The organism is Massilia oculi (assembly GCF_003143515.1).
Taxonomy (GTDB): Bacteria; Pseudomonadota; Gammaproteobacteria; order Burkholderiales; family Burkholderiaceae_D; genus Telluria; species Telluria oculi.
In genome coordinates this window covers 5,340,849-5,359,572 of record NZ_CP029343.1, presented here as the reverse complement: position 1 = coordinate 5,359,572, position 18,724 = coordinate 5,340,849, and the positions used below count along the sequence as shown (strand labels likewise).

Annotated in this window: 16 protein-coding genes, 1 tRNA gene and 2 pseudogenes; 10 read left to right on the top strand and 9 right to left on the bottom strand. The window is 65.5% G+C overall.

Annotation, left to right across the window (positions count from 1 at the left end; translation table 11 throughout):
- Positions 1 to 25: 25 nt before the first annotated feature.
- From infC to DIR46_RS24080, 3 genes are all read right to left on the bottom strand, one after another.
- Positions 26 to 583: a translation initiation factor IF-3 gene (infC, locus tag DIR46_RS24090; RefSeq protein ID WP_292031645.1), complete on the bottom strand. Its 558-nt coding sequence runs from the start codon at positions 581 to 583 to the stop codon at positions 26 to 28.
- On the bottom strand, positions 583 to 2,493 hold the full coding sequence (thrS, locus tag DIR46_RS24085; RefSeq protein ID WP_109347495.1) for a threonine--tRNA ligase: 1,911 nt from the start codon (positions 2,491 to 2,493) through the stop codon (positions 583 to 585). Before thrS ends, infC begins: the two co-directional genes overlap by 1 nt.
- A 206-nt stretch (positions 2,494 to 2,699) precedes the next feature.
- Positions 2,700 to 2,776: transfer RNA gene (locus tag DIR46_RS24080), tRNA-Val, on the bottom strand.
- Between the two features lie 131 nt (positions 2,777 to 2,907).
- Between DIR46_RS24080 and DIR46_RS24075 the strand changes: the two genes are divergently transcribed.
- The 4 genes from DIR46_RS24075 (at position 2,908) to DIR46_RS24060 (ending at position 7,060) form a co-directional block, all read left to right on the top strand.
- On the top strand, positions 2,908 to 3,831 hold the full coding sequence (locus DIR46_RS24075; protein ID WP_109347494.1) for a cation diffusion facilitator family transporter: 924 nt from the start codon (positions 2,908 to 2,910) through the stop codon (positions 3,829 to 3,831).
- 81 nt (positions 3,832 to 3,912) lie between these two features.
- On the top strand, positions 3,913 to 4,851 hold the full coding sequence (locus DIR46_RS24070) for an NAD(P)/FAD-dependent oxidoreductase (RefSeq protein ID WP_109347493.1): 939 nt from the start codon (positions 3,913 to 3,915) through the stop codon (positions 4,849 to 4,851).
- A gap of 159 nt (positions 4,852 to 5,010) precedes the next feature.
- Positions 5,011 to 6,216 (top strand): glycosyltransferase, encoded by a 1,206-nt coding sequence (locus DIR46_RS24065; protein WP_109347492.1) that lies wholly within the window; start codon positions 5,011 to 5,013, stop codon positions 6,214 to 6,216.
- The gene (locus DIR46_RS24060; RefSeq protein ID WP_162819619.1) at positions 6,191 to 7,060 is read left to right on the top strand and encodes a phytanoyl-CoA dioxygenase family protein; all 870 of its coding nucleotides are present in this window, start codon (positions 6,191 to 6,193) and stop codon (positions 7,058 to 7,060) included. The genes DIR46_RS24065 and DIR46_RS24060 overlap by 26 nt, the downstream gene beginning before the upstream one ends.
- Before the next feature lie 92 nt (positions 7,061 to 7,152).
- Here the strand turns inward: DIR46_RS24060 and DIR46_RS24055 are convergent, their stop codons facing one another.
- The 6 genes and pseudogenes from DIR46_RS24055 to DIR46_RS24030 all read right to left on the bottom strand — a co-directional run bounded on the left by DIR46_RS24055 (position 7,153) and on the right by DIR46_RS24030 (position 13,201).
- A complete protein-coding gene (locus DIR46_RS24055) occupies positions 7,153 to 7,782 on the bottom strand; it encodes a hypothetical protein (RefSeq protein ID WP_109347490.1) in 630 nt (209 codons plus the stop codon).
- On the bottom strand, positions 7,779 to 8,726 hold the full coding sequence (locus tag DIR46_RS24050; protein ID WP_109347489.1) for an MlaD family protein: 948 nt from the start codon (positions 8,724 to 8,726) through the stop codon (positions 7,779 to 7,781). Before DIR46_RS24050 ends, DIR46_RS24055 begins: the two co-directional genes overlap by 4 nt.
- Before the next feature lie 19 nt (positions 8,727 to 8,745).
- On the bottom strand, positions 8,746 to 9,552 hold the full coding sequence (locus DIR46_RS24045; RefSeq protein WP_109347488.1) for an ABC transporter permease: 807 nt from the start codon (positions 9,550 to 9,552) through the stop codon (positions 8,746 to 8,748).
- 71 nt (positions 9,553 to 9,623) lie between these two features.
- Positions 9,624 to 11,863, bottom strand: a pseudogene (locus DIR46_RS24040) (RelA/SpoT family protein).
- Positions 11,864 to 11,877: 14 nt separating this feature from the next.
- A complete protein-coding gene (locus DIR46_RS24035; RefSeq protein WP_109347487.1) occupies positions 11,878 to 12,228 on the bottom strand; it encodes a RidA family protein in 351 nt (116 codons plus the stop codon).
- A gap of 94 nt (positions 12,229 to 12,322) precedes the next feature.
- Positions 12,323 to 13,201, bottom strand: coding sequence for an alpha/beta fold hydrolase (locus DIR46_RS24030; protein ID WP_109347486.1), 879 nt, complete (start codon positions 13,199 to 13,201; stop codon positions 12,323 to 12,325).
- Between the two features lie 144 nt (positions 13,202 to 13,345).
- Between DIR46_RS24030 and DIR46_RS24025 the strand changes: the two genes are divergently transcribed.
- From DIR46_RS24025 to DIR46_RS24000, 6 genes and pseudogenes are all read left to right on the top strand, one after another.
- Positions 13,346 to 14,128, top strand: coding sequence for a 3-hydroxybutyrate dehydrogenase (locus DIR46_RS24025; protein ID WP_109348138.1), 783 nt, complete (start codon positions 13,346 to 13,348; stop codon positions 14,126 to 14,128).
- A gap of 464 nt (positions 14,129 to 14,592) precedes the next feature.
- Positions 14,593 to 15,893: pseudogene (locus DIR46_RS24020) on the top strand (dicarboxylate/amino acid:cation symporter).
- Positions 15,894 to 16,014: 121 nt separating this feature from the next.
- The gene (locus DIR46_RS24015; protein ID WP_109347485.1) at positions 16,015 to 16,518 is read left to right on the top strand and encodes a GAF domain-containing protein; all 504 of its coding nucleotides are present in this window, start codon (positions 16,015 to 16,017) and stop codon (positions 16,516 to 16,518) included.
- Positions 16,511 to 16,915 (top strand): DNA-binding transcriptional response regulator, encoded by a 405-nt coding sequence (locus DIR46_RS24010; RefSeq protein ID WP_109347484.1) that lies wholly within the window; start codon positions 16,511 to 16,513, stop codon positions 16,913 to 16,915. Before DIR46_RS24015 ends, DIR46_RS24010 begins: the two co-directional genes overlap by 8 nt.
- A gap of 117 nt (positions 16,916 to 17,032) precedes the next feature.
- A complete protein-coding gene (locus tag DIR46_RS24005; RefSeq protein WP_109347483.1) occupies positions 17,033 to 17,419 on the top strand; it encodes a BlaI/MecI/CopY family transcriptional regulator in 387 nt (128 codons plus the stop codon).
- Entirely contained in the window at positions 17,416 to 18,678 is a 1,263-nt protein-coding gene (locus tag DIR46_RS24000) for a M56 family metallopeptidase (protein ID WP_109347482.1), read from the top strand. Before DIR46_RS24005 ends, DIR46_RS24000 begins: the two co-directional genes overlap by 4 nt.
- Positions 18,679 to 18,724: the final 46 nt, after the last annotated feature.

The following is an 18,724-nucleotide window of genomic DNA, read 5'->3' as shown; positions in this document are numbered from 1 at the left end:
CCGTGTATCTGCTTCGCGCGAAGACTTACTTCTTCTTCTTCGGTGCAACCACCATGATCATCTGGCGACCTTCGAGCTTCGGGAACTGCTCGACCGTCCCGACGGCTTCCAGGTCGGCGCGCAGGCGCTCGAGCATGCGCAGGCCGATGTCCTGGTGCGCCATCTCGCGGCCACGGAAGCGCAGCGTGATCTTGGTCTTGTCGCCTTCTTCCAGGAACTTGATGAGGTTGCGCAGCTTGATGCTGTAGTCGCCTTCATCGGTACCGGGACGGAACTTGATTTCCTTGACCTGGATGATCTTCTGCTTGAGCTTGGCTTCGTGGGCCTTCTTCTGCTCCGAATACTTGAACTTACCGTAGTCCATCAGGCGGCAAACCGGAGGGACCGCATTCGGCGCGATCTCAACCAGGTCGACGTTCTTTTCTTCGGCCAGACGGAACGCTTCGGCCAGGGTCACGATGCCCAGCGGCTCGTTGTCCACACCGTTCAAACGCATTTCCGGATGGGTGATCTCGCCATTGATGCGATTCTGCTTGTCAGTAGCTATGTCTTTTCCTTTGAATGTATTGGTATTGGCCGGGATTATTTCGTCTTGGCGGCAACTTCGCCTACCAGACGCTCCACGAGCGCGTCGACGGACATCACGCCCAGATCGACATTGCCGCGGGCACGCACGGCCACAGTGTTCGCGTCCTTTTCCTTATCCCCGACAACGAGGATATACGGCAGTTTTTGGACGGAATGTTCGCGTATTTTATAGGTGATCTTCTCGTTTCGCAAATCAGCGTGCACGCGCAGGCCCGCCGCGCGCAGCTTTGACTCCACCTGCTTGACGTAATCGGCCTGTGCATCCGAAATATTCAAGACCGCCACTTGCACCGGAGCAAGCCACAGCGGCAGCGCGCCGGCGTAGTTCTCGATCAGGATGCCGATGAAGCGCTCCATCGAGCCCACGATCGCGCGGTGCAGCATCACCGGCACCTTGCGGGTATTGTCTTCTGCGACATACTCGGAACCGAGACGGCCCGGCATCGAGAAGTCGACCTGCACGGTGCCCACCTGCCATGGACGGCCCAGGCTGTCCTTCAGGTGGTACTCGATCTTCGGGCCATAGAAGGCGCCCTCGCCCGGCAGCTCGGTCCACTCCACGCCGCAGGCGCGCAGCGCCGAACGCAGCGACTCTTCGGCCTGGTCCCAGACCTCGTCGGAGCCGATGCGGCTATCGGGACGCAGCGCCAGCTTGACGTCGATATTGGTGAAGCCGAAGTCGTCGTAGACACCCATTGCCTGGGCGTGGAATTCGGTGACTTCGCGCTCGACCTGCTCTTCGGTACAGAAGATGTGGCCATCATCCTGGGTAAAGCCGCGCACGCGCATCAGGCCGTGCAGCGCGCCGGACGGCTCGTTGCGGTGGCACTGCCCGAATTCGCCGAAGCGCAGCGGCAGGTCGCGGTAGGAGCGCATGCCCGAGTTATAGATCTGCACGTGGCCCGGGCAGTTCATCGGCTTGAGCGCGTACGAGCGGTTTTCCGACTCGGTCGTGAACATATTGTCACGGTAGTTTTCCCAGTGACCGGTCTTCTCCCACAGCGTGCGATCGAGGATTTGCGGCGCCTTGACTTCGCTATAGCCACTCACCTGGTACTTGTGGCGCATGTACTGCTCCACCTGTTGCCAGACGGTCCAGCCCTTCGGATGCCAGAACACCAGGCCCGGCGCTTCTTCCTGGAAGTGGAACAGGTCCAAAGCCTTGCCGAGCTTGCGGTGGTCGCGCTTTTCCGCTTCTTCGAGCATGTGCAGGTACTGCTCCTGATCTTCCTTTTTCGCCCAGGCAGTGCCGTACACGCGCTGCAGCATCTCGTTCTTCGAGTCGCCGCGCCAGTAGGCGCCGGCCAGCTTCATCAGCTTGAAGACCTTGATCTTGCCGGTCGACGGCACGTGCGGGCCGCGACACAGGTCGGTAAAGCCGCCTTCGCTGTACAGCGAGACGTCTTCATTGGCCGGAATCGAGGCGATGATCTCGGCCTTGTAGGCTTCGCCGATCGATTTGAAATAGGCCACGGCCTCGTCGCGCGGCAGCACCTTGCGGGTGACCGGCTCGTCCTTCTTAGCCAGCTCGACCATCTTCTTTTCGATCGCCACCAGATCGTCCGGGGTGAACGGGCGCTTGTACGAGAAGTCGTAGTAGAAACCGTTCTCGATGACCGGGCCGATGGTGACCTGGGCTTCCGGGAACAATTCCTTGACCGCATAGGCCAGCAAGTGGGCGGTCGAGTGACGGATCACGTCCAGGCCTTCCGGATCGCGGTCGGTCACGATCGCCAGGTCGGCGTCGGCGTCGATCAGGTGCGAGGTGTCGACCACCTTGCCGTTGACCTTGCCTGCCAGCGCGGCCTTGGCCAGACTCGGGGCAATACTCTGTGCTACCTGGGCCACCGTCACGGGGCCGTCGAATTGACGGCTGGAGCCATCGGGAAGTCGAACGTTCAGCATGCTGTTCTCCAATTGGCGCTCGCGCCGGTGAAAATAAACAAAAAGACAATAGAAAATTGAAAGACGAAAAAAAACGCGGCACTAGCCGCGTTTTTTCGTTGTGTTGAGCAAAAGCACACCCCTTCGCGTCTAGCGATTCCCCCACAACCAGGTTGTAGTTCGCGGTGTCATAACCGTGAGTGCCTTTCTCGCTCTTACATATGTTCTGGTGGGCGGTGCAGAATTCGAATCTGCGACCCCTTGGATGTCGACCAAGTATTCTAACCAGCTGAACTAACCGCCCGATGCCGCCATTATAAGGACCGCATGGCGGAACCGCAACCCTCGCACGGAAATAGTTGCCGCAGAGGCCGCTGGGGCCCCGTGACGCGGGATGCATTACACTTCGACACCAGGCCAATATTTACTTTTGCGATGAACTTGAAACAGCTCGACCCTTCCCACCTTCACGCCCACCTGGACGGCGACGCCAGTCACTCGCATTCGATCGAGGCGCGCAGCCAGAAGGCGCTGGCGGCGGCGCTCGGCCTGACCCTGCTGTTCGCCGTGGTCGAAGTGATCACCGGCTTCCTCTCCAACTCGCTGGCCCTGATCTCGGACGCCGGCCACATGGTGACCGACGCCGCCGCCCTCGGCCTGGCCCTGCTGGCCCAGCTCATCGCCAAGCGTCCGCCGTCGGCCCGCCACTCCTTCGGTCTCGTGCGCGCCGAGGCGCTGGCCGCCTTCGTCAACTGCCTGGCGATGCTGGGCCTGGTGGCCTGGATCGGCTACGAGGCGGTACAGCGCCTGATCCATCCCGAGCACGTGCAAGGCGGCATCGTGCTGGTGGTCGCGGCCCTGGGCGCCTCGATCAACCTGCTGGTGGCCTGGATCCTGTCCCGCAACAACGACAGCATCAATACCCGCGCCGCTCTCGTCAACGTGATGGGCGACCTGCTGGGTTCGCTGGCGGCGATCGCCTCCGGGGCCATCATCTATGTCACCGGCTGGGTGCAGGCCGACCCGATCCTGTCGATCTTCGTCGCCCTGCTGATCCTGCGCTCGACCAGCGGCATCCTGCGCGAGTCGTATCACTTCCTGATGGAAGGCGTGCCGCATGCGATCGACTACGTGCAGGTCGGCGCCGACATGGCCGCGGTCGACGGCGTGCTGGCCGTGCACGATTTGCACGTGTGGGACATGTCGCCGGGCCATCCCGCCCTGATCGGCCACATCGAGATCCGCAGCCTGGAAGAATGGCCGCCGGTGCTCGAGGCCGTGCGCGCCATGCTGCGCGAACGCCACGGCATCGATCACGTGACCCTGCAGCCCGAGGCGGCGGGCGGCAAATCGCTCTGAGGGCACCTGTAAGCAAACGCCGACCCGGCGTGCAGGCGCGCGCCGATAGCCGGCCCCCGCGCATCCCGCGATAATCGCCGGATGGAACTGAAAACCAATGTGTTCGACACGCTCATCGTCGGCGGCGGCCCCGGCGGGCTGACCGCCGCCATCTACCTGCACCGCTTCACCCGCAACGTCGCCCTGGTCGACAAGGGCAACAGCCGGCTGGGCTGGATTCCCGTATCGCACAACTATCCGGGCTTTCCCGATGGGATCAATGGCAGGCTGCTGCTGGACCAGCTGCGCTGCCAGCTCGGCAATTATGGCGGCCATGTGATCCCCGGCGAAGTGGTCGATCTGCGCATCGAGGAGGGCTTGTTCGTGGCCGACTGCTGCAGTCCCGAGGGAGATCTGACGACCTTGCGCGCGCACACGGTGCTGCTGGCGACCGGCGTGGCCGACGCCGGCATGCCGGTCGAGCGCTGGGAAGAAGCCGTGGCCGCCGGCGCGGTGCGCTTGTGCCCCGTATGCGACGGTTTCGACGTGATCGACAAGCGCATCGCGGTGGCGACGTCCGAGGTCAATCCCGTTGGACACGCGCTGTTCATGCGCAGTTTCAGCGCGGATGTGCTGCTGTTCGAGCGGGCCGACGAATCGGCCGTCAACGCAGACGAAAAGCGTCAGCTGGAGGCGGCGAACGTACGCCACATCGCCTCGCCGCTGGCCGGCGTGACCCTCACCGACGACCTGCGGCCGGTGCTACACACGCGCGATGGCGAGGATTACGAGTGCGACGTGTTTTATCCGATGCTGGGCGAAAGCGCGAGGTCAAGCCTGGCGAAGGCGCTCGGCGCCGAGACCGTCGAATGCGACAAGCTGCTGGTCGACGACCATTGCCGGACCTCGGTTCCGGGGCTGTTCGCGATCGGCGACGTGACGCGCGGCCTGAACCATATCGCGGTAGCCACGGGCCAGGCGGCGATCGCGGCCACGACCATTCACAATACGCTGCCATGGGCCCTACGACCTCGGGCGTAACCGACTGTCGATAAAATTTACAGCAAATTAACTGACGTCGCAGATACTGAACAAAATCAAGTAATTGCGAATAGGCATGGGAATTGCATAGCGATACCCATCGTCCGAATCATCATCGATTGATAGCGGCGCGACCGATCAACGCTGCCAGCGACCACGATGCTGAATATCCTCACGTTTTCGACCCTGTTTCCGAATGCCGTGGAACCGCACCATGGCATCTTCACCGAGACCAGCCTGCGCCAGCAACTGCGCCACCATCCGATGCGCTCGGTGGTGGTCGCTCCGGTGCCCTGGTTCCCGTCGGGCGCCAGGGTGTTCGGGCGTTACGCCCGCCATGCTCGGGTGCCGCGCGAGGAAGTCCGGGACGGCGTGCGCGTGCTGCATCCACGCTATGCGACCGTTCCCGGGGTCGGCATGTACGTCACCCCGTGGACGCTGTTTCACGCCGCACGCGCTGCGATCGACCGCCTACGCGCGCAGGGCGTCGGTTTCGACGTCATCGACGCCCACTACTTCTACCCCGACGGAGTGGCTGCGGCCATGCTGGGCCGCCATTACGGCATACCAGTCGTCATCAGCGCTCTGGGCAGCGACATCACCCAGCTGCCCGACCATGCCTGGCCACGCCGCCTGATCCGCCAGGCCGCGCACTCGGCCTACGCGATGATCAGCGTGTGCGAGGCGCTGCGCCAGGACATGATCCGCCTTGGCCTGCCCGGAGAACGCATCCACGCGCTACGCAACGGCGTCGATCTCGCGCTGTTTTATCCGGAACCCCATGCGCAGGCAAGGGCGGCGCTGGGCGTCGACGGCTTCACGCTGCTCTCGGTCGGCCACCTGATCGAACGCAAGGGTCATGACAAGGTGATCGCCGCGCTGCCGCAGCTGCCTGGCGTGCGCCTGATGATTGTTGGCGCCGGTCCGGAGCGCGCCCGGCTGGTGGCCCTGTGCCACGCGCTGGGCGTACAAGATCGTGTCCGCTTTCGCGGCCTGCTCACACAGAGCCAGCTGCGCACGTGCTACAGCGCTGCCGACGCGCTGGTGCTGGCCTCGAACCGGGAAGGCTGGGCCAACGTCCTGCTCGAGGCGATGGCCTGTGGTGCGCCGGCCCTCGCCAGCGACGTGGGCGGCACCGCCGAGGTGGTGCGCTGCCACGCGGCCGGGCTGCTGCTTCGCGCCAACTCGGCGGCCGGGGTGGCTGACGCAGTACGGCGCCTGCGCGACGACACGCCCACGCGCGAAGCAACCTGTGCGCACGCCCGCCTGCATTCCTGGCATGCGACCACGCACGCCCAATTCAACATCTTCGCCAACGCCGCAGGGCTTTCCATCGACCATGATCTCCACCGACCAGCTGCTTGACCTCACGCTCCAGTACAACACACAAGGATTCGTCCACCTGAAACAGCTGCTGCCGCGGGCCGTGCTGGAAGCCGCGCGCGGCGCCTTCGACGCCGCCGTCGACCGCCACTCGGCGGCGACGGACCAGGCGCGCGCCAGCGGCAAGCGCTTCCACGACCTGCCCGCCATCCTCGACGCCGACCCGGTCTTTGTCGACCTTGTCGACCTGCCCCAACTGTTCCCGCTGCTGCGCGCGACGGTGGGCGAAGATATCGCGTTGCAGGAAACCAGCGCACGCCTGTTCTTTCCGGGCCCGACCTTCACCAGCCCTTACCATTCCGACATCGCACGCGTTTCGGGCGTCGACCCCGCTTATGCGCCGGGTTTCCTGGCCAAGGCCCATTTTTACTTGGAAGACCTGGCGCCGAACCAGGGCTGCCTGTCGTTCATCCCGGGCAGCCAGCACCTGCCGCCATTGCACGTGAATCCGCACCGGCCGACGCTGGCCGCCTCCGGCGCAACGGTGCGCATCGTGCCGCGTGCCGGCGACGTCGTGCTGTTCAACACCCATGTGCTGCACATGGCCGAGGCCAACGGCACCGATCGCGTCCGCAAGTCGCTCATCTACACCTACGGGCATTTCTGGATGAAGGCCTTCCGCAGCGCTGCGCCATTTGACCTGACCCGTTTCGATGGCGATCCGCAACGCCAGCAATTGTTCGGGGTCGAGTTGCCCGGCGTGAGCCACTTCGGCCGCCGCCTGGACAGCGTGGCGCCGCCCGGCAAGGCGATCCGCCTGCGCCGGCTCTCGGAAAAACTGGTGCATCGCCTGCTGCTGGTCGACACCCTCCCGCCGCGCGCCTGAGGCGCGGGGGCCACGTCCGCATGCGTGGCGCGGGTGGATGCGCGCCAACCCTTGCGCCGGTCATCGAACGAGGCGGCCACGCCGACGCGCTGCTACTGCCCCGCTGCCAGCGCCATCCGGCGCCGGATCTGCTCCGCCGCCGCTAGATCCCCGGCAGACCTGGCGCGTTGCTCCTGCACGCCCAGCCAGGCCAGCAAGGGTCGGCGCCAGCCCTGGTTCGACGCCGTATCGGCCGCCAATTCGATGCCCGGCGGCGTCATGCGCCCGGCCTTGAACAGCGCTCCGGCCGCGACCAGGCGCGAGAGCGGATCCTCGACCTTGTCGAGCGCGCCGCCCGTGACCACGGCGCGATGCTGCTCCGGCAGCAGCGCCACATCCAGGCCATCCCACTGCCCCCCCAGGTAGGCGGCGTAGGCGCGCTGCGCCGGCGTCGCATCCGCCGCCAGCGCCGCATAACCCGGGCAATCCTCGAACACCAGGCTGGCCGCCTGAGCCGCGCAGCGCACCAGCTCCACCTGGGCCACGCGGTCAAGCCGCCCGGTGGCCGCCGTCTCGCGCCGCGCTTCGCGGAACTCGGCCTCGGACGCCGCCGTGTGGCCCTTCAGGTAATCGTCGACCGAGGCGTCGAGCGCGCCCTTGGCATTGGCCTGCCAGTCGGGCGGCAGCGGTTTGCTGGCGCAGCCGGCCAGCACGGCCGCGATGCATGCGAATGCGATCTTCATGGAAGCTTGATCTCCTGGCTGCTGCGGGCAAATGGCCACTTGCGGTTGATTTCCTCGACCAGGCGATTCACCTTGCGCAGGCTGGCGTCGACCTCGCCGCGCAGGGCGCCCAGGTCTTCGGTGGCTTCGCGCGTGTTGGCGCCCACCGCCTGGGCCTCGACCAGCACCGCGTCGACCTTCTTCAGCGTGGTGCTGGCGTCCTGCAGCACCACGTCCAGCTGGCGGATCGCGGTTTGCGTGTCGTCCATCACGCCGGCCTTGCCGAACACGCGCTGGTCGGCCTTGGCCAGGATGGCGTTGACCCGGTCCAGCGCCTCCATCAGCTTCTTCGCCTCTTCGTCGCCGCCCAGCGCCCCACCGAGCACGCCGTAGCGGCCCGACATGCGGCCCGTCACCGCCGACAGGTTGGCCAGGCTGGCGTTGACGTCCGAACCCGACGCCGTCATGGTTTCCAGGTTTTCCAGCAGCGCCCTGGCGGTGGCGACGATGCGCGGGATCTCGGCGGTGGCGTCGCCGCGCAGCACGGTGCGGGTGGAATTGGGCGGCAGCGGCGCGTCGGTCAGCACCCCGGTGTAGGCGCGCAGCCGGGTCTCGCCGACGATGCTCGACTCCAGCGTGAACACGCTCGAGGCGCGCAGCCACTTGGCGTCCTTGCTCTGGACGTCGACCGTGATCTGCACCTTGCCGTCGTCGCCCAGGTCCACCTGGCGCACGCGCCCGATCGGGAAGCCGGCGAAGGTCATGTCCATGCCGGGGATGACGCCGGTCGAATCCTCGGCCACCAGCGTCAGGCGCTGGGTCGGCTCGAACACGCCGCGCGCGTACATCACGTACAGCACGAAGGCCGCGATCAGGAGGCCCAGCAGCACCAGCAGGATCACCGCCTTGGCTTCGACGTTCTTCGGTTCGTCGGGAATGGATGGATCGGGAGTCAGGTCCGGCATGAAGTTCTTCTTCCAGGATTCAGATGTATTTCAGGGCCAGCGAGCCGCCCTCGATCACGATCAGCACGAACAGCAGGCGCAGCGCGCCGGGCTGCACGCTGGTCGCCAGCGCGCGCGGATAGCGCTGCAGCTCGAGCACGGCGGCGGTCGGGATCAGGGCCACGGCCAGGCCGAACAGCACCGTCTTGAGCACGAAGCCGGCCGTCACCACCGGCGCGAACACGCGGCCCACGGTGCGGGTGTAGTCCGGAATGCCCCAGGGCGACAGGCCATACACGTTCAGGTAGGCCAGCAGCAGCACGATGATCGAGGTGACCATCGCCAGCGAGAGCACCGCCACTGCGTTGGCGATCAGCTGCGGCACCAGGTCGCGCCGCACCCGGCGCAGCGCCTCATCGCTGGCGGCGCGGATCGACAGCCCCGAGCGCGCCAGGCCCAGGGCCGAGGCGTCGAAGGCCATGCTGGCGCGCAGCGCCACGAACAGCGCCGCGGAAAGAGGAACCAGCTCCAGCACCAGCACCCGCACCACCATCTCGAGCGCGAGGCCGGACAGGCCGTAGCTCTTGGCCGTGACCAGCACGATGCGGATGATGACCAGGCTGACCAGGCAGGACGCCAGCGTGAACCAGGGCAGCACCAGCCAGGTGCTGGCGTGGATGTGGCGTGCGGTGGCATGGAAGCTCGCGCGGCGCCAGGTCGAGGGCGAGAGCGCCGTGACGACGGCGATCGCGCCCAGGTGGATCATGTACCACCAGCTGCGCAGGTAGCGCGCCAGGTAGGCGGGCCAGAGGGTCGGTTGGGCGATGGGCGGGATCGTTCGCGGCATGGGCAGAATGATACTTGGTCCGGGCGGCTATATGCGCGTTCGTGACAAATGATTACGTTCGAACGAGCACCCTACTGCCTCCTCGCCTCCATCACTCCCGACACCTCCATGATCGCCGCCAGCGCCTTCTGCGCCTGCGCCGTCGATCCGATCTCCGCCGTGAACACCATGCGCGCCTGGCCCTTGGCACTCTGGGTATTCACCCCGATCACATTGATCTTCTCGCGCGAGAACACCTCGGAGATGTCGCGCAGCAGGCCTTGCCGGTCTTGCGCCAGGATGAACAGGTCGACCGGGTACACGGTTTCGACCCCGGCCATCCCCCACTCGACATGGATCACGCGCTCGGGCGACTTGGCCTGCATCTCGGCGAAGTTCTTGCAACTGAGGCGGTGGATCGAGACGCCCTTGCCGCGCGTGACGAAGCCGACGATCGGGTCTGGCGGCGCCGGCTTGCAGCACTTGGCCAGCACCGTCATCAGCCCCTCGGTGCCGACCACCAGCACGCCCGACTTGGCGCCCTGCTCCACGCTCGAGGCCCGGCTTTTATTGACCACCGCCGCGTCTTCGCTAGGGGCCGGCTCGGCGTTCTCGTGCAGCGCCGCTTCCACATGGCGCAGGCTGAACTTGTCCTTGCCGACCTCGATGAACAGTTCGTCCACCTTGGAAAAGCCCAGCTTCTGCGCCAGCAGCTCGAGGTTGACCGCGGTCTTGCCTTCGCGCTGCAGGGATTTCTCGACCGCGGCGCGGCCCTGGGCCAGGGTCTCGGCCTGGTCCAGCGCGTGGAACCAGGCGCGGATCTTGGACCGGGTGCGGCTGCTGACCGCGTAGCCGGGACTGAGCCAGTCGCGCGACGGCCCCTGCCCCCGCTGCCGCCCTTGGCGGTGATGATCTCGCAGGTCTGGCCGTTCTTGAGCTGGGTGTTCAGCGGCACCATCGTGCCGTCGATCTTGGCGCCGCGGCAGCGGTGGCCGACCTCGCTGTGCAGGTGGTAGGCGAAGTCGATCGGCGTGGCGCCCACCGGCAGCTCCAGCACCCGCGCCTGCGGCGTCAGCACGAAGATGCGGTCGTCCAGGCTGGTCGCCTTGAGCTTCTCGACCCACTCCTTCTGCAGGTCTTCCTGGCCGGCGACGGCGTCGGTGACGTCGGTCTTCCAGGCCAGCAGCTGGCGCAGCCAGGCGATCTTTTCGTCGTAGGCCTGGCTCTTGAAGTTGGAGCCGCCCTCTTCCTTGTAGCGCCAGTGGGCGGCGATGCCGTACTCGGCGAAGTTGTGCATCTCCTGGGTGCGGATCTGCACTTCGAGCGGGCGGCCGTCGTCGGCCGTCACCACCGTATGCAGCGAGCGGTAGCCGTTCGGCTTGGGCCGCGAGATGTAGTCGTCGAACTCCTTCGGCACCGGGGTCCAGATATTGTGGATCACGCCCAGCACCGTGTAGCAGGTCTTGATATCAAGCACGATCACGCGGAAGGCGCGCACGTCGTAGAGCTCCGAAAAATCGAGCTCCTTGCCGCGCATCTTGCTCCAGATGCTGTAGATGTGCTTCGGCCGTCCGGAGACGTCGGCCTTGATGCCGGCCGCCGCCAGTTCGCTCTGCAGGCGCGCGATCGACGAGGCCACGAAGCTTTCGCGCGACATGCGCTTCTCTTCGAGCATCCTGGCGATGCGCTTATAGGTGTCCGGTTCGATGAAGCGGAAGGCCAGGTCTTCCAGCTCCCATTTCAGTTGCCAGATGCCGAGCCGGTTGGCCAGCGGCGCATAGAAGTCCAGCACCTCGCGGCCATAGGCGCGCGTGACCTCGTCGAAGCGCTTGTGTTCGGCGAAGTAGCGCAAGGTGGCGGCGCACGAGGCCAGACGCATCAGGACCACGCGCATGTCGGTGGCCATCGCCAGCAGCATCTTGCGCAGGGTCTCGTTCTGGGCCGCGGCCTGCTGGGCCGCGTTCTTGCCGCTGCCCACCGGCGCCTGGCCGACGGTCAGGTCGCGCAGGCGGATCAGCTGGTGCACGCCCTGCACCAGCGCCGCCACCTCGGGGCCGAAGCGCTCCTCGATGCGCCCGAAGGTGGAGGGATCCATCAGCGCCAGCTCGAACAGCAGGCCCGCGATGCGGGTCTCGGCGTCGGTGTTCAGGAAAGCCAGGGTGCCGGCCGCGCCGAGCGAGAACTCGAAGGCGCCCTGGCCCGAGGAGGCCACCCGATCGCCGTAGCCGGCGGCCGCGTAGTCGAGCGCCGCATGCACGCGCACGCAGTCCTCCTGGCTCAAGCCCTGGACCAGGCCGCTGTTGACGTCGCCGAGAAGGGCGGTCGATACCATATGCCGGTTCTGCCTTAACGCAGGGCGGCGATCACGCATACCTCGACCAGGCAGGCCGGGTTGGCGAGCCTGGCTTCGACGGTCGCGCGCGGCGGGGTATGGCTCTGCGGCACCCACTCGTCCCAGACACTGTTCATGCCGGGGAAGTTATCCATGCTGGAAATGAAGATCTGGCAGGAGAGGATGCAGGTCTTGTCGCTGCCGGCCTCGCCCAGCAGGCGGTCGACGTGCCCCAGCACCTCGCGCATCTGGCCCTCGATGCCCTGGCTGGTGTCTTCGGCGATCTGGCCGGCCAGGTAGACGGTTTCGTTGTGGATCGCCACTTCGGACAGGCGTTTGCCTACATGCAGTCGTTTGATTTCCATGATCTCTTTCTTCTAGGTTTATGACGAACCGTTTGGTTCAGATTGATAATTCACCGATTGATTCAGCAGCCGATTGATTCAGCAGTCGATTGATTCAGTTCACTAAAAACGCGCGCGCAATCGCGATCTGATCGTCGTGCACGAAGGTCGGCGCATGGCCCACCCCGGGGATCTCGACCAGGCGCGGGCGCGGCCCGCGCTGCGTCATCTGCTGCGCCGTCTCGCGCGACAGCAGGTCGGACTGCTCGCCGCGCACCAGCAGGGTCGGGCAGCGGATCGCATCCCAGGCCGCCCACAGCGCGGCCTCGTCCTGGGCCGCCCCTTCCAGGGTGATGGCACGGAACGGCTGCGCCAGGTTCAGGTCGTAGTGGCGCTCCCACTGGCCGTCCCCGCCCTGGCGCAGGACGTCGGCCGCCAGCTTGCGCCATTCGTCGTCGGAGTGCGGGCCGAAGGACGCCGACACCGTTTTCACGAATTCGGCCCCGGCCGCGAAGCTGGGAAAGCGCAGGTCCTGGCCGATGTAGTCGCCGATGCGCCGCAAGGCGGCGCCATCGAGCACCGGACCAATATCGTTGAGCACGAACCTGCGCACCGGGCTGTCTTCGAGCGCGGCCAGCGCCATGCCGATCAGGCCGCCCATCGAGGTGCCGAACCACGCCACGCCCTCTTCGTCGGCGCCGGCAGTGACGCGCGCGATCAGGGTCACCATATCGGCCATGTATTGCGGCACCGTGTAATAGGCCGGATCGCGCAGGCGCTCCGAGCGCCCGCGCCCCACGATGTCCGGGCACACCACGCGGTATTCATCGCACAGGGCGCGCGCCAGATGGTCGAAATCGTCGCCGACACGGGTCACGCCGTGCACGCAGACCAGCACCTTCGGATTGTCCGCGTCGCCCCATTCCTTGTAGGCGACGCGGTGCAGCCCGGCGGGCGAACTGCACTGGACGCTATTTAATCTGGGTTCAGACATCGTGACTCCGTCATGACAATATGGGGCCGCCGGTCGGCGGCGGCTGTGCAATTCGCCATCGCGATGGCGTTGCGATTAGAATTCTACCAATTCTCAGGAAGTTCCCCCGATCACCTTCATATAGAGGACACAATGAAATCCACCATGCTAAGTGGTAAAACGGCTCTCGTCACCGGTTCGACCTCGGGCATCGGGCTCGGAATCGCGCGCTCACTGGCCGAACAGGGCGCCAACATCGTGTTCAACGGCTTCGGCGACGCCCAGCAGATCGAGAAGCTGTACACCGACACCGGCGCCGAGTTCGGGGTGCAGACCGCCTACCATAACGCCGACATGTCCAGGCCAGAAGAAATCGAGGCCATGATGGCCTACGCCCTCGAGAAATTCGGCGGGGTCGACGTGCTGGTCAACAACGCCGGCATCCAGCACGTGGCCGCGATCGAGGACTTCCCCACCGAGAAATGGGACGCCATCATCGCCATCAATCTCAGCTCGGCCTTCCACACCACCCGCCTGGCCCTGCCCGGCATGAAGCAGAAAAACTGGGGCCGCATCATCAACCTGGCGTCGGTGCACGGCCTGGTGGGTTCGAGCCAGAAATCGGCCTACGTCGCCGCCAAGCACGGCCTGGTCGGCTTGACCAAGGTGACGGCGCTCGAGACGGCGCAGACCGGCGTGACCGCGAATGCGATCTGCCCCGGTTTCGTGCTGACCCCGCTGGTGCAGAAACAGGTGGACGACCGCGCCGCGCGCGAGGGCCTGGACAACGACGCCGCGCGCAAGGCCTTGCTGTCCGAAAAGCAGCCCTCGGGCGAATTCGTCACCCCGGAAGAACTGGGCGCGCTGGCCGTGTTCTTCTGCAGTCCGGCCGCCGACCAGGTGCGCGGCGTGGCCTGGAATATGGATGGGGGCTGGGCTGCGCAGTAATCCCGGCGTGACCCACGGCGGCGCGGCCCAGGGCATCGAGGCGCTCAGCCGCCTGCTGCGCTGCTCACCCTGCGCACCTCGCTCGACATCCGCTGCGCGCTTGCCGCGCCCTGGGTGCTGGAGCGGCCGGCGGCCAGCGCCGGCGTGGCGCCCTGTCAGCTGATCGTCGAGGACGAAGCCGCGGTCGCCGCCCCCGTCCCGGCGGCGAAAGGATCGTCCTCGCCGCCGGCGACATCGTCGTCTCCCCGCAGGGCGGCGCACACCGGCTGCACGCGGGGCCGCCGGAACAGGCTCTGCCACAATAGGCGGCGCGTACTCGCCACACTACTCTACCCTCGCGCACCGCTGCAGTGCGTGGTTATCCACGACGCCCTGGTGCAGTGCAGCATGCGGATTTCCACAATAGCCCGCATGGAACGATTGCTCCAACATGGAACAACCACCAACCTCGTTGAAGAGTTGCCATGAAGAAGCCTTTTTATAAAGTACTGTATGTCCAGGTGCTGATCGCCATTGTCCTTGGCGTGTTGCTGGGGGTGTTCTACCCCGAACTGGGCACCGCGATGAAGCCTTTGGGAGACGGCTTCATCAAACTGATCAAGATGATCATCGCCCCGTGATCTTCTGTACCGTCGTCGCCGGTATCGCCGGGATGCAGGACATGAAGAAGATCGGCCGCGTCGGCGGCAAGGCGCTGATCTATTTCGAAGTCGTGTCGACCTTCGCCCTGGCCATCGGCCTGATCGTCGCCAATCTGGCCAAGCCGGGCGCCGGCTTCAACGTCGATCCGGCCCACCTCGATTCGAGCTCGATCGCGCAATACACCACCAATGCGCATGCCCAGACCACGACCGAGTTCATCATGCACATCATCCCGACGACGTTCGTGGATGCTTTCGCCACCGGTAACATCCTGCAAGTGCTGCTGGTCGCGATCCTGTTCGGCTTCGCCCTGTCGATGATGGGCGAACGCGGCCGTCCGGTGACCAAGTTCATCGACGACATCGCCCACGTGATCTTCGGCATCGTCAACATCATCATGAAAGTCGCCCCGCTCGGCGCCTTCGGCGCGATGGCTTTCACCATCGGCAAATACGGCATCGCCTCGCTGCTGCCGCTGGCCAAGCTGATGGGTTCGTTCTATCTGACCTGCGCGCTGTTCATCTTCATCGTGCTGGGCCTGATCGCCAGGTTCACCGGCTTCTCGATCTTCAAGTTCATCAAGTACATCAAGGAAGAACTGCTGATCGTGCTGGGCACCTCGTCGTCGGAAAGCGCCCTGCCGAACCTGATGCGCAAGCTGGAAAAGCTGGGCTGCTCGAAGCCCGTGGTCGGCCTGGTCGTCCCGACCGGCTACTCGTTCAACCTGGACGGCACCAATATCTACATGACGATGGCGGCGCTGTTCGTGGCGCAGGCAACCAATACCGACCTGACGCTGACCCAGGAACTGACCATCCTGCTGGTGGCGATGCTGACCTCGAAGGGCGCATCGGGCATCACCGGCGCCGGCTTCATCACCTTGGCCGCGACCCTGGCCGTGGTGCCGACCATTCCGGTGGCCGGCATGGCGCTGATCCTCGGCATCGACCGCTTCATGAGCGAGGCCCGCGCCCTGACCAACTTCATCGGCAACGGCGTCGCGACGGTCGTGGTGTCGAAGTGGGAGAACGAACTGGATTCGGCGCGGATGGACGACGTCCTGAGTGGCCGCGTGCATATCGAAGACCAGAACAGCATGAAGGAAGTGCGCGAAGCGGCGTAATTTCTCACGCTGCCGCCCCCGGAAACCGTGCCCTCGTGGCACGGTTTTTTTATGCCTGCTTTTTTATGCCCACAACCAGTCTGCTATATTGCGCCTATCCAGATCGACGAGCACGCCCACGATGCACATCGCCGCCAAACCCGACAACGAGGCAGCCCGCCTCGCCGCCCTGTACGAACTGCTGATTCTCGACACCCCGCCCGAGGAGCGCTTCGACAAGATCGCGCGGTTCGCCGCCGACGAATTCGACATGCCGATCGTGCTGGTCACGCTGGTCGATGCCGAGCGCCAGTGGTTCAAGGCGCGCGTCGGCATGCAAGTGTGCGAGACGGGCCGCAACGTCTCGTTCTGCGCGCACGCCATCCTGCACGACGAGATCATGGTGGTCGAAGACGCGCTGCAAGACCCGCGCTTCGCCGACAACCCGCTGGTGACGGGCGCGCCGCATATCCGCTTCTACGCCGGCGCGCCGCTGGCGCTGCCCTCCGGCCTGCGCCTGGGCACCCTGTGCCTGATCGACCGGCGGCCACGCACGCTGGACCCGCTCGACCTGGGCATCCTGGGCACGCTGCGCGACCTGGCCGTGATGGAACTGGCGCGCACGGAGGAACATCACGATGCCTGACAGCCACATCTTGCTGGTCGAACCGGAGCCGGTATTGCGCCGCACCGTGGTCATGACGGCGCGCAGCCTCGGCATGAGCCAGGTGCACGAAGCGGCCAACAACGACGCCGCACTGCGCATGCTGCGCTCGCGCACCTTCCACGGCGCCGTCATCGCCGTCGACTGCGTCGGCCATGGCGCCGACCAGCAATACGACCTGGGCCTGATCGACCGCTTGCGCGCCGACGATACGCCTGGCAAGGCCATGCCGATCGCGATCATGGCCGAGCAGGCCACGGCGGAACTGTTGAGTGCGCTACGCGACCGCAATATCAGCCGCGTCATTCTCAAGCCATTTCGCGCCAAGGTACTTCTGGAAACGATCGAGAAATTCAGCGCGGTTCCGCGCCTGCCCTGACTGATCAGCACTGCAGCAATGCCGGCATCACCCGGCACGCATGAACGCACGAATTGATGTAGACATATCGATCTAGACAGGATAATCTAGACTCATCCTGAACAGACGGGGTCATTCATGCCGCGCTCCCCCGACACTCCCAAGCCCACGCCCGCCGAACTCGACCTTCTCCAGGTGCTGTGGCCGCTCGGCGCCGCCACCGCCAAGCAGGTGCACGAGGCGATGCTTCCGCAACGTCCCGACGTCACCTATGCCACGGTCTTGCGCCTGATGCAGGTCATGCACGGCAAGGGTTTGCTCAGCCGTGACGAGACCGAACGTTCCCATGTGTATGCGCCCGTGCATGAACGCGACGCCCTGCAGACCAATCTGCTGCAAGACCTGATGCAGCGCGCCTTCTCCGGTTCCGCCAAGGCGCTGGTGCTGGCGGCGCTGAAAAGCGGCATCTCGAAGAAGGAACGCGACGAGATCGAGCAATTGCTGAAGGATGGGGACAAGGAATGAGCAGCGCGCATCTTGTCGCCAGCATCGGCTGGACCCTGATCCACTTTATCTGGCAGGGCGCGCTGATCGGCCTCGCGGTGGCCCTGGCCCTGTTCGCCATGCGCAAGGCCCGCGCCGAACACCGCTACACGGTGGCTTGTACCGGACTGTTCCTGTGCCTGGCGCTGCCGGCCGCGGGCCTCGTCCTGCGCCTGCAGGACGCCGGCGGCAGCCACGCCGGCGCCATCTTCGACGCTGCATCGACGGCCCCCGCCATGCAGGACGGCCTGTTCTGGGACGCCCTGCTGCGCGAGCACCTCGCCTGGATCGTGGCGTGCTGGGCCGCCTGCGCCCTCGTGCTGGCCATGCGCATGGGCCTGGGCTTGGCCTGGATACGGCGCGCGGCGGCAAGCGACACGGGCCACGCCGCCTGGCAGGCCGGCCTCGATCGGCTGGCGGCGCAATGCGGTGTCACGCGTCCGGTGCGCCTGCGCCTGGTCGAAGGCTTGTCCAGCCCGGTGACCGCCGGCTGGTGGCGGCCGGTGGTGCTGGTGCCCGCATCGCTGGTGACTGGCATGCCGCCGCCTTTGCTCGAAGCGCTGCTGGCGCACGAAGTGGCCCATATCCGGCGTCACGACTACCTGGTCAACCTGGCCCAGAACGTGGTCGAGACGCTGCTCTTCTATCACCCGGCCGTGTGGTGGATCTCGGGGCGCATCCGCACCGAGCGCGAACACATCGCCGACGATATCGCGGCAAGGCAACTGGGCGAACCGCGGCGCCTGGCCCTTGCCCTTTCCGAACTGGACAAGCTCCAGTTCTCCACCCACCACCTGGCCCAAGCGGCCAACGGAGGAAATCTGATGAAACGTATCACACGATTGGTTCGTCCCGAACACCACGCCCCGAGCTGGAAGGCAGCCATCCCGGTCATCGGCCTGGCCGTCCTGAGCGCCGCCGTTTTCGCCAACGCCCAGCCGGCGCAGGCGACGGCGCAGCGAGTCGACCAGCAGGCGATCGCCGAATTTTCATCGTGCGCCAAGCCGACGTATCCGGCCGCCGACCTCGGCGCCAGACACGAGGGCACGGTCGACCTGAGCTTCCTGGTCGGCGCCGACGGCAAGGTCAAGGAAAACAAGGTCGAGAAATCGAGCGGCCATGCCGGCCTGGACGAAGCGGCGCGCTCCGCCCTGGTCAAGTGCAGCTTCAAGCCGGCGCTGGCCGGCGGCAAGCCGGTCCAGGCCTGGACCAAGGTATCCTATGTCTGGCAGTTAAACTAAGGGCATGAACGATCCACCGGGGACGCCCGGCGGATCGACGTGCACA